Origin of the sequence: Streptomyces sp. bgisy159 (genome assembly GCF_965341775.1) — a bacterium.
Classification (GTDB): domain Bacteria; phylum Actinomycetota; class Actinomycetes; order Streptomycetales; family Streptomycetaceae; genus Streptomyces.
On sequence record NZ_CBDQZH010000036.1, the window covers coordinates 1 to 12,204 of the forward strand.

Below are 12,204 nucleotides of genomic sequence, written 5' to 3' on the forward strand. Positions count from 1 at the left end.
GCGCGAGCCCTTCCTCGCGCGCCTCTTCGAGCTGCACTACTCCTCGATGCTGCGGCTCGCCGTGCTGCTCGGCGCCGACGACCCGGAGAACGTGGTGGCCGAGGCGTACTACCAGATCTACCGCAAGTGGCGGCGGCTGCGGGACGTCCAGGCCGCGGAGGCGTATCTGCGCTCCACCGTCTGCAATCTGACCCGCATGCGGATACGCCACCTCCAGGTCGCCCGCCGGCACGTGGAGAGCCCGCCGAGCCCGCCCGAGGAGGTGGTCGCCTCGGCGGAGAGCACCGCGCTGCTCCGGGACGACCAGCGGGTCCTCATCGACGCGCTGCAGCAGTTGCCGGCCCGGCAGCGCGAGGCGCTGGTGCTGCGGCACTGGCTCGGGCTGAAGGAGGGCGAGATAGCCGCCGCCATGGGCATCTCCAGCGGCTCGGTCAAGACCCACACGGCACGCGGCATCGCCGCACTGAGCCAGGCGATGGAGGCCCGGCGATGACGCATCGAGACACGACTCCGGCACCCGGCACCGGCCACGACCGTACGGAACGGGAACTGCGGGCGGCCCTCGCCGCGCTCGCGGACGGGGTGCAGGCCGCCCCCGACGCCTACCGCTCGGCCCGCGGCGAGTGGCGGCGCCGCGAGCGCAGACGGCGGCTGGTCCTGGCCGTCCTGGTCATCGTCGTCTTCGCACTGGCCACGCTGATCGGTCTGTGGGTGCTCAACCAGGCACCCGCCGAACCCGGTGTGATCTTCTCCGGCGCCGGCGGCGCGGCCGGCCCCACACCGTTGCCCGGGTCACGGCCCTGATTGCCCGCCCGGTCCGCCGGGAACCCGCTAGGGCGTGGAACCCCGAATCGAGGACTATGCACTCATCGGCGACGAGCAGACGGCCGCCCTGGTGGGCAGGGACGGATCCGTCGACTGGCTCTGTCTGCCCCGTTTCGACTCCGGTGCCTGCTTCGCCCGGCTGCTGGGCGACGAGGACCACGGCTACTGGCGCATCAGGCCCAAGGGAGCCGACGGCCCCTGCACCCGCCGCGCCTACCGCCGCGACACGCTCGTGCTGGACACCGAGTGGGAGACCCCGGACGGAGCGATCCGGGTCACCGACCTGATGCCGCAACGCGACCGCGCCCCCGACCTCGTGCGGATCGTGGAGGGCCTGCGCGGCCGGGTCACGGTCCGCGGCGAGCTGCGGCTGCGCTTCGACTACGGCTCGATCGTCCCCTGGGTGCGCCGGACGGACGGCCACCGCATCGCCGTGGCCGGGCCCGACGCGGTCTGGCTGCGCAGCGAGCCCGAGGTGCACACCTGGGGCGAGGACATGTCCACCTACTCGGAATTCACCGTGGCCGAGGGCGAACAGGTGGCGTTCGTCCTCACCTGGCACCCCTCGAACGAGCCGCGCCCCCCGCTCATCGACCCCCACAAGGCGCTGCGGGCCAGCGTCGAGGACTGGCGCGCCTGGGTGAGCCACTGCCGTTACGACGGCCCGTACCGGGACGCCGTGGTCCGCTCCCTGATCACCCTGAAGGCACTCACCTACGCCCCGACCGGCGGCATCGTCGCCGCGCCCACCACCTCCCTGCCGGAGGAGATGGGCGGCGTCCGCAACTGGGACTACCGCTTCTGCTGGCTGCGCGACTCGACCCTCACCCTGGGCGCCCTGCTCAGCGCCGGCTATGTGCACGAAGCCGCCGCATGGCGCGACTGGCTGCTGCGCGCGGTCGCCGGCAGCCCGGCCGACCTGCAGATCATGTACGGCGTAGGGGGCGAGCGCCGGCTGCCGGAGCTGGAGCTGGACTGGCTGCCCGGCTTCGGCGGCTCGGCCCCCGTCCGGGTCGGCAACGAGGCGGTCGGACAGGTCCAGCTCGACGTGTACGGCGAGGTGATGGACTCCCTGGCGCTGGCCCGCGACTCCGGCCTGTCGCCGAAGTCGCACGTGTGGGCGCTGCAGGTGGCATTGATGGACTGGCTGGGCGAGAACTGGCGGCAGCCGGACGAGGGCCTGTGGGAGGTACGCGGCGGCCGCCGCCACTTCACGCACTCGAAGGTGATGGTGTGGGTGGCGGCCGACCGGGCCGTCCGGGCGCTGGAGGAGCACCCGGACCTGCCCGGCGACCTCGACGGCTGGCGCACGCTGCGGGACGAGGTGCACCGCGAGGTGTGCGAGAAGGGCTACGACGCCGAACGCAACACCTTCACCCAGTCGTACGGCTCGGCCGAACTGGACGCCTCGCTGCTGCTGATCCCCCGGGTCGGCTTCCTGCCGCCGGACGACCCGCGGGTCGTCGGCACGGTCGACGCGGTCCGCGCGGAGCTGTCCCATGACGGACTGCTGCGCCGCTACAGCGTCAACGCCACCACCGACGGCCTGCCCGGTTCCGAGGGGGCTTTCCTGGTCTGCTCGTTCTGGCTGGCGGACGCCCTGCACATGACGGGCCGTACGAAGGAGGCGCGTGCCCTGTTCGAGCGGCTGGGCGGGCTGGCGAACGACGTGGGGCTGCTGTCGGAGGAGTACGACCCGGTGAGCGACCGGCACCTGGGCAACTTCCCGCAGGCGTTCAGCCACATCGGCCTGGTGAACACCGCCCTCGCCCTGTTCGGCGGCGACGCAGCAGAATAGGGCCATGGATCTTGGACTGAAGGACCGGGTGTACGTCGTCACGGGAGCGACCCGCGGCCTGGGCCACGCGGTGGCGCGGGAACTGGTCGCCGACGGTGCGAAGGTGGTGGTGACCGGGCGGGACGGCGAGCGGGCCGCCGACGCCGCCGCCGGACTGGGCGCGGACGCGGTGGGCGTCGCCGTCGACAACGCCGATCCGGAGGCGCCGGCCCGGCTGATCGCGGCCGCGCGGGAGCGCTTCGGCGGCTTCGACGGCATCCTCGTCAGCGTGGGCGGACCGGCGCCCGGGTTCGCCGCCGACAACACCGACGAACAGTGGCGGGCGGCGTTCGAGTCGGTGTTCCTCGGGGCGGTCCGGCTCGCCCGGGCGGCGGCGGACGAGCTGGAGGCCGGCGGGGTCATCGGGTTCGTGCTGTCCGGGTCGGTGCACGAGCCGATCCCGGGACTGACGATCTCCAACGGGCTGCGGCCGGGCCTCGCCGGGTTCGCCAAGTCGCTGGCCGACGAGCTGGGGCCGCGCGGCATCCGGGTGGTGGGACTGCTGCCGGCGCGCATCGACACCGACCGCGTGCGCGAGCTGGACGGGATGTCGCCGGACCCGGAGGCGACCCGGGCGGCCAACGAGGCGCGGATTCCGCTTCGGCGCTACGGGAAGCCCGAGGAGTTCGGGCGGACGGCGGCCTTCCTGCTGTCGCCGGCGGCCTCCTATCTGACGGGGATCATGGTGCCGGTGGACGGTGGTGTGCGGCACGGGTTCTGACGGGGCGTCGGCCGGGCGCCGTCGCGCGGGACGGGACGGCCCTGGGTCAGCTGACCCGCTCGGCGCGGTGTTTCACGGCCTTCAGGCGTACCTCGGACGGAAGCGCCGCAAGTCCCGCCGACCCCCGGGCGTGTTCCAGCGCCTGGTCGGTCAGTTCACGCAGCGCCGTGCCCGGGTCCACGTGCGGCTCCATCCGCAGTCGCACGCGGACCGCGGGGGCGGTGCGGCGGCCGGTGAGGTGGACGTGGGCGTGCGCGACGCCGTCCAGGTGGGCCGCCTCGGCGGTCACCGCGTGCTCCAGGGCCCGGCCCCGCACCAGCGCGCCCTCACCGTCGCCCGTGTCGACGAGGAGGTCCCCGAGCCGACGGCGGCGCACCACCGCGGTCAGCCACCACAGGGTCAGCAGGACGACGACGGCGAGCACGGCGATGACGGTGGGCCACCACCAGCCGTCGTCGCGCCAGCGGGTGCGTTCGGCGGTGCTGAGCAGGACGTCGTGCTGGTCGTCGTGGAGCCACCAGGAGGGCGCGGGCGCGCCCAGGCCCACGGCGAGCACCGCCCCGCCGATCACCAGCAGCACCAGCCCGACGAGTGCGAGGAGGACCCGGTTGACGGTCCTGAGCATCGACCTCATCCCTTCTTCCCGGGGCGCCGTACCCGCACCGACAGGGCGGGCGGGCGGGCCAGGCCCAGGCCCGCGAGGGCACCGGTGAGGGTCTGGTCCAGATCTGCCCGTACGTCGTCCAGGTCGCGGAAGTGGGACAGCGCGCGGACCTCGGCGTGGCGCCGGCGCACCCGGACGCGTGCCGACTGCACACCGGCCACCTCCATCGCACGGTCGCGCAGCACCAGCGCGGCGGCGTCGCGGTGCAGGCCGGCGCGGACGTCGGGGTGGGTGCGGCGCATGGGCAGGACGGCACGCAGGCCGGGGGTGGCGGCCAGGACGATCAGCCAGAGGCCGAGCGCGGCGGCGACCCCGGCGCCGACCAGGACCCAGGTGTCGTCCAGGGGCCGTTCGGCGAGTTGCCGGGCGAGGTCACGGCGCCAGTCGAGGGCGTCGTGACCGGCCCGCACGGCGACGACGTCGTAGAGGAAGGCACCCGCGACGACCAGCAGCACGAGGGCGGTGATGCCGACCGGGACGCGGCGCGCCGACCAGAAGCGGCGGCGGCCGGCGGGTGCTGCCCCGGTTCCGGCCTCGGCGTCGGGAGCTGGCGGGGGCTCCTTCTCCAGGACCGGCAGTCGCCGGGTGGTGTCCTCGGGGCCGGGGGCCGGTGGTTCGGTCATCGGGTCCTCCCCCGTGCCGTGCCGTGTGCCGTCGTCGGGTGGAGCCGCTCCACGTGGACGGCGACCTCCGGCACGTCCATCGAGACCAGCGCCCGCACCCGTTCGGCGACGTGACGGCGGACGGCACGGCAGCGCGCGGCGAGGTCGCAGGGATAGCCGAGTTCGAGGTGGACCCTGACGTGTGCGGCGAAGTGGTGCACGACGACCGTGGCCCGGGGCCGGGTCGCGTCCGGCGGGAGGGCGCCGACCGCCTCGTGGGCCGCCTGGGAAGCGATCTTGGCGACGACCCGGTCGGCGATCCGGGTGGCGCCCCGCTCAACGGGCGGGACGAGGGCGGGGCGTCCGCCGAGCGTGCCGGTCCCCACGCTCACCGGTCACCGCCGCCGGTCGTCGCGCGACCGGAAGAAGTCGCCGAGGTCGAAGTCCCCTTCGAGGACCCGTCCGACGACGAAACCGACGGCGCCCAACGCCGCCACCAGCAGGAAGGCGCCGAACCCGCCGAAGTACCCGGCGAAGCCCAGCGCCATGCCGGCGATCATGCCGACCATGGCCATGCTCAAGGTGCTCTCCCCTCAGCCGTACGGTTGTCCGCCGCGGCGGGTCACTGGATCCGGGGCTCCGGCTCCTCTTCCTCGTCCTCGGGCAGCTTGACGTCGGTCACGGCGATGTTGACCTCGACCACTTCCAGGCCGGTCATCCGCTCCACCGCCGCGACGACGTTCTCGCGCACGCCGCGGGCGACGTCCTCGATGGCGACGCCGTACTCGATCACGATCTCCAGGTCGAGCGCGGTCTGCACCTCGCCGACCTCGGCCTTCACACCGCGGGTCACCGATTTCGTCGACCCGCCCGGTACGCGGTCGCGCACGGCGCCGAAGGTTCGGCTCAAGCCGCTGCCCATGGCGTGCACGCCGTCCACGTCACGGGCCGCGAGGCCGGCGATCTTCTCCACCACGCCGTCGGCGATGGTGGTTCGCCCGCGGGTTCCCGGGTCACCGCCGCCGCGACGGGTGGGCTTGCGGGTCTGCACCGGCGTGTCGGTCTCGCGCTCGGAATTCTGCGTCCGGTTTCGGTCCGTCATCTCGGTCATCGCCGTACGTCCCTTTCGGTCGTCTTCCTCTCCCCACCGTAAGCGCGGTTGCGCTCCCGCGCCCCGGGGATGCGGCAGGCTGGAGGAATGACGGCGGCGGAGAGCTGGACACAAGCGGTGCGACGTCAGGTGGGGCTGGGCAGGCTGCTGCCGCTCGGCGGCCCCGCCGACGGCGCGTGGATCACGGAGGACGCGGCCCGGGCGGTGCTGCGGGCGGCGGCGCGGGAGGTGCGCGGGGTGCGGCTGGACGGGTTGCGGTTGGGGCCGGCGGACCCCGCGGGCGACGCGGAGCCGGCCGTACCGCCGCCGCCGAGCGGTCTGCCGCCGGGGCCGCTGCGGGTGACGGGGGACATCGCGGTGGGGCCGGCCGAGCCGTTGCCGGCGGCGGCCGCCCGGCTGCGCGCCGCCCTCGCCGACGCGGCGAGGCAGCGGCTCGGGCTGACGGTGGCGGAGGTGGACCTGAGGGTGGCGTCCCTGCTGGACGAGGAGCCGGGTCAGGAGGAGGAGCCGCCCCCGGGGCCGCCGTCGGCCGGCACGGTGACCGGCGACGACGAGAGCCGCGCGGCGGACGCCGCCCGCTCGGTACCGGGCGTCGTCGCCCTGACCGGGGTCCTCGGCGGCGTCGGCCGGTCGGTGCACCTGGAGCAGCACCGGCCGGAGGGCGCCGCCCTGCCCCGCCGCCACGCGCGCGTGGAGCTCGCGGTCGGCGCCGGCCACCGGGCCGTGGACGTCGCCCGCCAGGTCCGCGCGGCGGTGTCCGAGGCGCTGCCGGACCACCCGACGGTGGCGGTGGTGGTGACGTCGGCCGGCTAGGGGCCGCCCGCCTGCCGGGCGTACGCGGGCGGCCCGACAACGCGGCGAGGCGCCGCGCCGGGCGCCGCGGCGCAGGAGGGACGTTCACGACAGCCCTCGGGCCCCCTGGTTCGCCGGAGGCCGGGAACGAGCGGTCGCCCGGGAGGAGGCAGGGCACTCCGCGTGGCCGCGTCGACCGCGCGCAGCGGGCCACCCTGACCGCGCCCGGCCCGGGTCACCCCGCTGGGACCGCCCTACGACGCGGGCGGCAGCCTCCGGCGGGGCAGGCGCCCGACCGGGCACGAACGGTCAGCACCGGCCGGGGACCGCGGAACCCCGGCCCGGCGGCGCCTCCCGGGCGCGCGTGGGCTATTCGCCCAGGCCCGCCAGGTCGCGCAGGCGTCGGGCCTGCGCGGCTCGTTCGGCGGCGCGCTGTTCGTCGTAGGTGCGGCCGCCGGCGGCCCGCAGCAGCGCCTTGGTCTCGATGGCCGCCTCGCGGGGGGCGGCCAGGATCGCGGCCGCCAGTTCCCGCACCGTCTCGTCGAGCTGGCCGACGGGCACGGCGACGTTCGCGAGGCCACTGGCGACGGCCTCCTGAGCCTGGACGAACCGTCCGGTCAGGCACATCTCGACCGCCCGGCCGTAGCCCACGAGGGAGACCAGCGGATGCGTACCGGTGAGGTCGGGGACGAGCCCGAGGCTGGTCTCGCGCATGGCGAATTGCACGTCGTCGGCGACGACGCGCAGGTCGCAGGCGAGCGCGAGCTGGAACCCGGCCCCGATGGCATGGCCCTGGACAGCGGCGATCGACACGATGTCGCTCTGCCGCCACCAGGTGAACGCCTCCTGGTACCCGGCGATGGCGGCGTCGAGTTCGGCGTCGCCGCTGCGCGCGAGGTCGATGAACGAGGGCTCGCCCTCGATCCCCTCGGGCGTGAACATCTGCCGGTCGAGCCCGGCGGAGAAGGACTTGCCCTCACCGCGCAGCACGACGACCCGGACGGAGCCCGGCAGCCGACGTCCGACCTCTGCGAGCGTCCGCCACATGGCGGGGCTCTGCACGTTGCGCTTGGCCGGATTGGTCAGCGTCACCGTGGCGAACGCGTCGTCGACGGTGAGCCGTACGCCGTCCTTGTCGAGTACCGGACCGAGGTCCTTGGCGGGCGTTGCCATGGGGCGCCTCCGATGTGTGCGGTCAGCGAAGCGGAGCTAAGTGACTGCACAGTAACCACCCGGCCGGTCCTGGAGTCGCCCAGGGTCCCTCAAGGGCCCGGGGGACGACCGACCGGGTGGCCACCATCGAAGCCGATGGACCGCCGGGGATCAGGACGAAGCGGGCTTCTTGCCCCGGGTCGCCCCGCCACGCCCACGAAGCGTGACGCCCGACTCGCTCAGCATCCGGTGAACGAAGCCATACGAGCGGCCGGTTTCCTCGGCCAGTGCCCGAATGCTCGCACCGGAGTCGTACTTCTTCTTCAGGTCTGCCGCGAGCTTGTCGCGCGCGGCGCCGGTCACCCGGCTGCCCTTCTTCAGAGTCTCGGCCACCCGTGCCTCCTCATGGGAAGTGCGCTCTGGTCTCCTCATGATCACCCCTCCGGGGCGTGATGGCCACCCATTCGGCAAGGTCCGTGCGACACGGTTTTGACGACAGGAGCGCACCCCCACAAGCGGAAGCTGTGATTCCACACACATCCGTCCGCACGATCGAACGAGTCGTCGCGGGAACTCCCAGGTCAGAGACGGGCAACGGCCGATCCCCCGGCGGCGGGGGGATCGGCCGCGAAATCCGTGTAGGACACACCTCAATACGAGGAGATCTCACACAGATGATGGATCACGGCTAGGCCGAATGATCCATACGCAGTGGATCACCCCCGCGGTCAGGCCAGGGCGACGAGGTCCGCGTAGTCGGAACCCCACAGGTCCTCGACGCCGTCCGGCAGCAGGATGATGCGCTCCGGCTGGAGCGCCTCGACGGCGCCCTCGTCGTGGGTGACCAGGACGACCGCACCCTTGTAGGTGCGCAGCGCGCCGAGGATCTCCTCGCGGCTGGCGGGGTCGAGGTTGTTGGTGGGCTCGTCCAGCAGCAGCACGTTGGCCGAGGAGACCACCAGGGTGGCCAGGGCGAGACGGGTCTTCTCCCCGCCGGAGAGGACCCCGGCCGGCTTGTCGACGTCGTCGCCGGAGAAAAGGAAGGAACCGAGCACCTTGCGGACCTCGACGAGGTCCATGTCGGGGGCGGCGGAGCGCATGTTCTCCAGGACGGTGCGGTCCGGGTCGAGCGTCTCGTGCTCCTGGGCGTAGTAGCCGAGCTTGAGGCCGTGACCGGGGATGACGGCACCGGTGTCGGGCTGCTCGACGCCGGCGAGCAGCCGCAGCAGGGTGGTCTTGCCGGCGCCGTTCAGGCCGAGGATGACGACCCGGGACCCCTTGTCGATGGCCAGGTCGACATCGGTGAAGATCTCCAGCGAGCCGTACGACTTCGACAGGCCCTCGGCGGTCAGCGGCGTCTTGCCGCAGGGCGCGGGCTCCGGGAAGCGCAGCTTGGCGACCTTGTCTGACTGGCGGACCGCCTCCAGACCGGACAGCAGCTTCTCGGCCCGGCGGGCCATGTTCTGCGCGGCGACCGTCTTGGTGGCCTTGGCGCGCATCTTGTCGGCCTGGGAGTTGAGCGCGGCGGCCTTCTTCTCGGCGTTGGCGCGCTCGCGCTTGCGGCGCTTCTCGTCGGCCTCGCGCTGCTGCTGGTAGAGCTTCCAGCCCATGTTGTAGACGTCGATCTGGGAGCGGTTGGCGTCCAGGTAGAACACCTTGTTGACGACCGTCTCGACCAGGTCGACGTCGTGGGAGATCACGATGAAGCCGCCGCGGTAGGTCTTGAGGTAGTCGCGCAGCCAGATGATCGAGTCGGCGTCCAGGTGGTTGGTCGGCTCGTCGAGGAGCAGGGTGTCCGCGTCGGAGAACAGGATGCGGGCCAGCTCGATACGGCGGCGCTGACCGCCGGAGAGCGTGTGCAGGGGCTGTCCGAGCACGCGGTCGGGCAGGTTCAGCGCGGCGGCGATGGTGGCGGCCTCGGCCTCGGCGGCGTACCCGCCCTTGGTGAGGAACTCGGTCTCCTGGCGCTCGTACTGCTTCATCGCCTTGTCGCGGGTGGTGCCCTTGCCGGTGGCGATGCGCTGCTCGTTCTCCCGCATCTTGCGCAGCAGGACGTCGAGGCCGCGGGCGGAGAGGATGCGGTCGCGGGCGAGGATGTCGAGGTCGCCGGTGCGCGGGTCCTGCGGGAGGTAGCCGACCTCTCCGGAACGGGTGACGGTGCCGGCGGCGGGGATGCCCTGGCCGGCCAGGACCTTGGTCAGCGTGGTCTTGCCGGCGCCGTTGCGGCCGACGAGGCCGATGCGATCGCCCTTGGTGACGCGGAAGGAGGCGTTCTCGATGAGGATGCGGGCACCGGCGCGCAGCTCGATACCGGAGGCGGAGATCACGGACAGACTCCAGGGCGGAAGGGGTGGCGGGAAGGGCGGGCCGGGGGGTGCCGCGCGTGGCGCGCCGCCGCGGGGGCGGTGGCGGTCGACGGGCGGGCGTCCCGCCGTCTAATGCGCGAGGAGAATGGCCATGGGGGCCAGTCTAACGGCCCCGTGCAACCACTTTTCCGGCGTTCGCGTGTTCGATCTCCGCGTGCGGGATGTCAGTGGCCATTGCGACACTGGCAGGAGTGACGCAGTCTCATCCGGCACTCGGGAGGGGTCGGCATGACAAGAGCGGACGGCACGCGGCCGAGCGTGTACCCCACGGTGCTGTACCGGGACGCCCGGGCGGCGGTCCGGCAGCTGACGGAGGCGTTCGGCTTCACCGAGCTGGCGGTGTACGAGGGCGAGGACGGCCGGGTCGCCCACGCCGAGCTGGCGCAGGGCAACGGCGCGGTGATGATCGGCTCGAAGGGCACCGGCAGCCGCTTCGACGAGGCGATGAAGGGCACCGGCCCCACGGGGGTGTACGTCGTGGTGGACGACGTCGACGCACACCACCGGCGGGCCGTGCGGCACGGCGCCGAGGTCCTGATGGAACCGACGGACCAGGACTACGGCTCGCGCGACTACATGGCCCGCGATCTGGAGGGCAACGTCTGGAGCTTCGGCACCTACGCCCCGGAGATACCCGGCTGACGCCGACGCCTGGGCGCGGCTCAGCTGCCCCCGGTGTGCACCTGGAAGGCGGCCCGGCGCACGGCCTTGGCCAGCGCCGGGTCCGGGTGCGCGGCGGCCAGCGCGACCAGCACCTGCACGGTGCGCGGGTGCCCGACGGCGCGGACCTCGTGCAGCAGCGCGGGCACCGTCGGCTGGAGCGCGGACTCCAGGTGGCGGACCAGCATCGGGGCCTCGCCGTGGTCGGCGACCGCCGCCGCGGTGTCCACCCACAGCCAGGTGGCCTCCTCGCGAGTGAGCACCTCGTGGGCGTCCTCGGGGTCCACGCCGTCGTGCTCGGCCAGCCAGAGCAGGGCGTAGGGCCGCAGGGCGGGGTCGTCGACGACGGCCCGGACATCGGGTTCGGCGGGGGCGCCGACGACGCGCAGCGCCTCGAAGGCCAGGCCGCGCAGCAGGGCGTCCTCACCGCGGGCGGCGGCCAGCAGCTCGGTGACGGCGCTGCCGACGGGCCGGGCGGCGAGCCAGGCGCGGTACTCGGCGCGGGCCGCGTTGGGGCGCAGCTGGGCGCAGCCGCGCAGCATGTCCTCCGCGGCCTGCTCGATGTTGCCGGCGGGGCTCTGCGCGGCGACGCAGATCTGCTCCAGCTTGACCCACACCGCCCAGTTGCCGAGCGGGGTCAGGGTGGCCTGGCCGTCGCCGCAGGTGAGCGCGCCGACGGAGGCGAGGGCGTGCAGCGCCCAGTCGAGGAGGGGGGCGAGTTCGGCGTCGCGCGCGGGTTCCGCCGGGTCGGCGTCGGCGGAGGGGGCGGCGGGAGCGCCGGGGGCGGTGAGGGGGGCGGTGTCCGGGGGCGGGGTGCCGGCTCCGGCGCCGGCTCTGACTCCGGTCGCCGTCCCGGTGTCGCCGTCGGCCTCCGTGTCGTAGCTGATCTCGCAGCGCTCGGTGCGCAGTTCGGTGACGCGCTGGCGCAGGAGGTCGAGGAGCTGTTCGACGGGGACGGGGCCGGCGGACAGCTGGAGGAAGGAGAGTACCTGTGGCATGGCCGAGACGACCTCGGCCACCGCGGCGGGCTCCTGGCCGGCGGGTTCGGGTACGGCCAGTGACCAGGCGTCGAAGAGGGCGACCCAGCCGCGCAGGACGGCGCTGTCGTCGCGGTCCCAGGCGCGCAGCCGCCAGCCGGGGCGGGCGCTGGCGCCGTGCACCTCGACGAGGCCGGCGAGGCGGGCGGTGTCCCAGTCGGCCCTGACCTGAGCCGGGGTCAGGCCCAGGTGGCCGGCCGCTCGTTCGGCGGTCGCGTCCGCCAGGGTGGCCTTGCCGTCGGCGGTGGCCGCGTCGCCGCCCGGGCCGAGGGCCGCGTCGGCCCAGCGGGCGACCCGGACCGCGCCGGCCAGTCCGGAGCGCGCCATTCTGGCCAGCTCCGCCGGGGCCGGGGTGCCCTGCGGGGGGCGGGGTGCGGGGCGGCGTGGGCGCCGCTCGTTCACTGCTGAAGGGGCGGCGGCCAGGGGTCGCGGGCGGA

15 protein-coding genes are annotated in these 12,204 nt (G+C 74.0%); 6 read left to right on the plus strand and 9 right to left on the minus strand.

The genetic code is table 11. From position 1 onward, the window contains the following. The 4 genes from ACSLTV_RS27300 to ACSLTV_RS27315 form a co-directional block, all read left to right on the plus strand. Nucleotides 1-493 (plus strand): sigma-70 family RNA polymerase sigma factor (locus tag ACSLTV_RS27300; RefSeq protein ID WP_435613051.1); only part of this gene is annotated, 493 nt, incomplete at its 5' end. After that, on the plus strand, nucleotides 490-804 hold the full coding sequence (locus tag ACSLTV_RS27305) for a hypothetical protein (RefSeq protein WP_432138232.1): 315 nt from the start codon (nucleotides 490-492) through the stop codon (nucleotides 802-804). The genes ACSLTV_RS27300 and ACSLTV_RS27305, both read left to right, overlap by 4 nt. 34 nt (nucleotides 805-838) lie before the next feature. Further along, complete coding sequence (locus ACSLTV_RS27310; protein WP_432138233.1) at nucleotides 839-2,623, plus strand: glycoside hydrolase family 15 protein; 1,785 nt, start codon at nucleotides 839-841, stop codon at nucleotides 2,621-2,623. Nucleotides 2,624-2,627: 4 nt separating this feature from the next. Continuing rightward, the gene (locus tag ACSLTV_RS27315; protein ID WP_432138234.1) at nucleotides 2,628-3,383 is read left to right on the plus strand and encodes an SDR family oxidoreductase; all 756 of its coding nucleotides are present in this window, start codon (nucleotides 2,628-2,630) and stop codon (nucleotides 3,381-3,383) included. 46 nt (nucleotides 3,384-3,429) lie between these two features. On the opposite strand, the gene amaP is transcribed toward ACSLTV_RS27315, so the two are convergent. Genes amaP through ACSLTV_RS27340 form a run of 5 tightly spaced genes read right to left on the minus strand, consistent with a single transcriptional unit; the run spans nucleotide 3,430 to nucleotide 5,760 of the window. After that, on the minus strand, nucleotides 3,430-4,017 hold the full coding sequence (gene amaP / locus ACSLTV_RS27320; RefSeq protein WP_432138235.1) for an alkaline shock response membrane anchor protein AmaP: 588 nt from the start codon (nucleotides 4,015-4,017) through the stop codon (nucleotides 3,430-3,432). Beyond that, complete coding sequence (locus ACSLTV_RS27325) at nucleotides 4,014-4,670, minus strand: DUF6286 domain-containing protein (protein WP_432138236.1); 657 nt, start codon at nucleotides 4,668-4,670, stop codon at nucleotides 4,014-4,016. Before ACSLTV_RS27325 ends, amaP begins: the two co-directional genes overlap by 4 nt. Then, the gene (locus ACSLTV_RS27330) at nucleotides 4,667-5,041 is read right to left on the minus strand and encodes an Asp23/Gls24 family envelope stress response protein (protein WP_432138237.1); all 375 of its coding nucleotides are present in this window, start codon (nucleotides 5,039-5,041) and stop codon (nucleotides 4,667-4,669) included. Before ACSLTV_RS27330 ends, ACSLTV_RS27325 begins: the two co-directional genes overlap by 4 nt. A gap of 3 nt (nucleotides 5,042-5,044) precedes the next feature. Further along, nucleotides 5,045-5,230, minus strand: coding sequence for a hypothetical protein (locus ACSLTV_RS27335; protein ID WP_432138238.1), 186 nt, complete (start codon nucleotides 5,228-5,230; stop codon nucleotides 5,045-5,047). A gap of 41 nt (nucleotides 5,231-5,271) precedes the next feature. After that, nucleotides 5,272-5,760, minus strand: coding sequence for an Asp23/Gls24 family envelope stress response protein (locus ACSLTV_RS27340; RefSeq protein WP_432138239.1), 489 nt, complete (start codon nucleotides 5,758-5,760; stop codon nucleotides 5,272-5,274). Nucleotides 5,761-5,847: 87 nt separating this feature from the next. Here ACSLTV_RS27340 and ACSLTV_RS27345 point away from each other — a divergent pair, with 87 nt between their 5' ends. After that, the gene (locus ACSLTV_RS27345) at nucleotides 5,848-6,573 is read left to right on the plus strand and encodes a nucleopolyhedrovirus P10 family protein (protein WP_432138240.1); all 726 of its coding nucleotides are present in this window, start codon (nucleotides 5,848-5,850) and stop codon (nucleotides 6,571-6,573) included. A 348-nt stretch (nucleotides 6,574-6,921) separates the two neighbouring features. Here the strand turns inward: ACSLTV_RS27345 and ACSLTV_RS27350 are convergent, their stop codons facing one another. From ACSLTV_RS27350 to ACSLTV_RS27360, 3 genes are all read right to left on the minus strand, one after another. Beyond that, nucleotides 6,922-7,725 carry an enoyl-CoA hydratase/isomerase family protein gene (locus tag ACSLTV_RS27350; RefSeq protein ID WP_432138241.1) on the minus strand — a complete coding sequence of 268 codons (804 nt, stop codon included), beginning with the start codon at nucleotides 7,723-7,725 and terminating at the stop codon, nucleotides 6,922-6,924. A gap of 150 nt (nucleotides 7,726-7,875) precedes the next feature. Next, on the minus strand, nucleotides 7,876-8,097 hold the full coding sequence (locus tag ACSLTV_RS27355; protein WP_432138242.1) for a helix-turn-helix domain-containing protein: 222 nt from the start codon (nucleotides 8,095-8,097) through the stop codon (nucleotides 7,876-7,878). Nucleotides 8,098-8,432: 335 nt separating this feature from the next. Continuing rightward, the gene (locus ACSLTV_RS27360; protein ID WP_432138243.1) at nucleotides 8,433-10,031 is read right to left on the minus strand and encodes an ABC-F family ATP-binding cassette domain-containing protein; all 1,599 of its coding nucleotides are present in this window, start codon (nucleotides 10,029-10,031) and stop codon (nucleotides 8,433-8,435) included. A gap of 267 nt (nucleotides 10,032-10,298) precedes the next feature. Here ACSLTV_RS27360 and ACSLTV_RS27365 point away from each other — a divergent pair, with 267 nt between their 5' ends. Continuing rightward, nucleotides 10,299-10,712 (plus strand): VOC family protein, encoded by a 414-nt coding sequence (locus ACSLTV_RS27365; RefSeq protein ID WP_432157628.1) that lies wholly within the window; start codon nucleotides 10,299-10,301, stop codon nucleotides 10,710-10,712. Between the two features lie 20 nt (nucleotides 10,713-10,732). On the opposite strand, the gene ACSLTV_RS27370 is transcribed toward ACSLTV_RS27365, so the two are convergent. Then, nucleotides 10,733-12,094 carry a hypothetical protein gene (locus ACSLTV_RS27370; RefSeq protein ID WP_432157627.1) on the minus strand — a complete coding sequence of 454 codons (1,362 nt, stop codon included), beginning with the start codon at nucleotides 12,092-12,094 and terminating at the stop codon, nucleotides 10,733-10,735. Nucleotides 12,095-12,204: the final 110 nt, after the last annotated feature.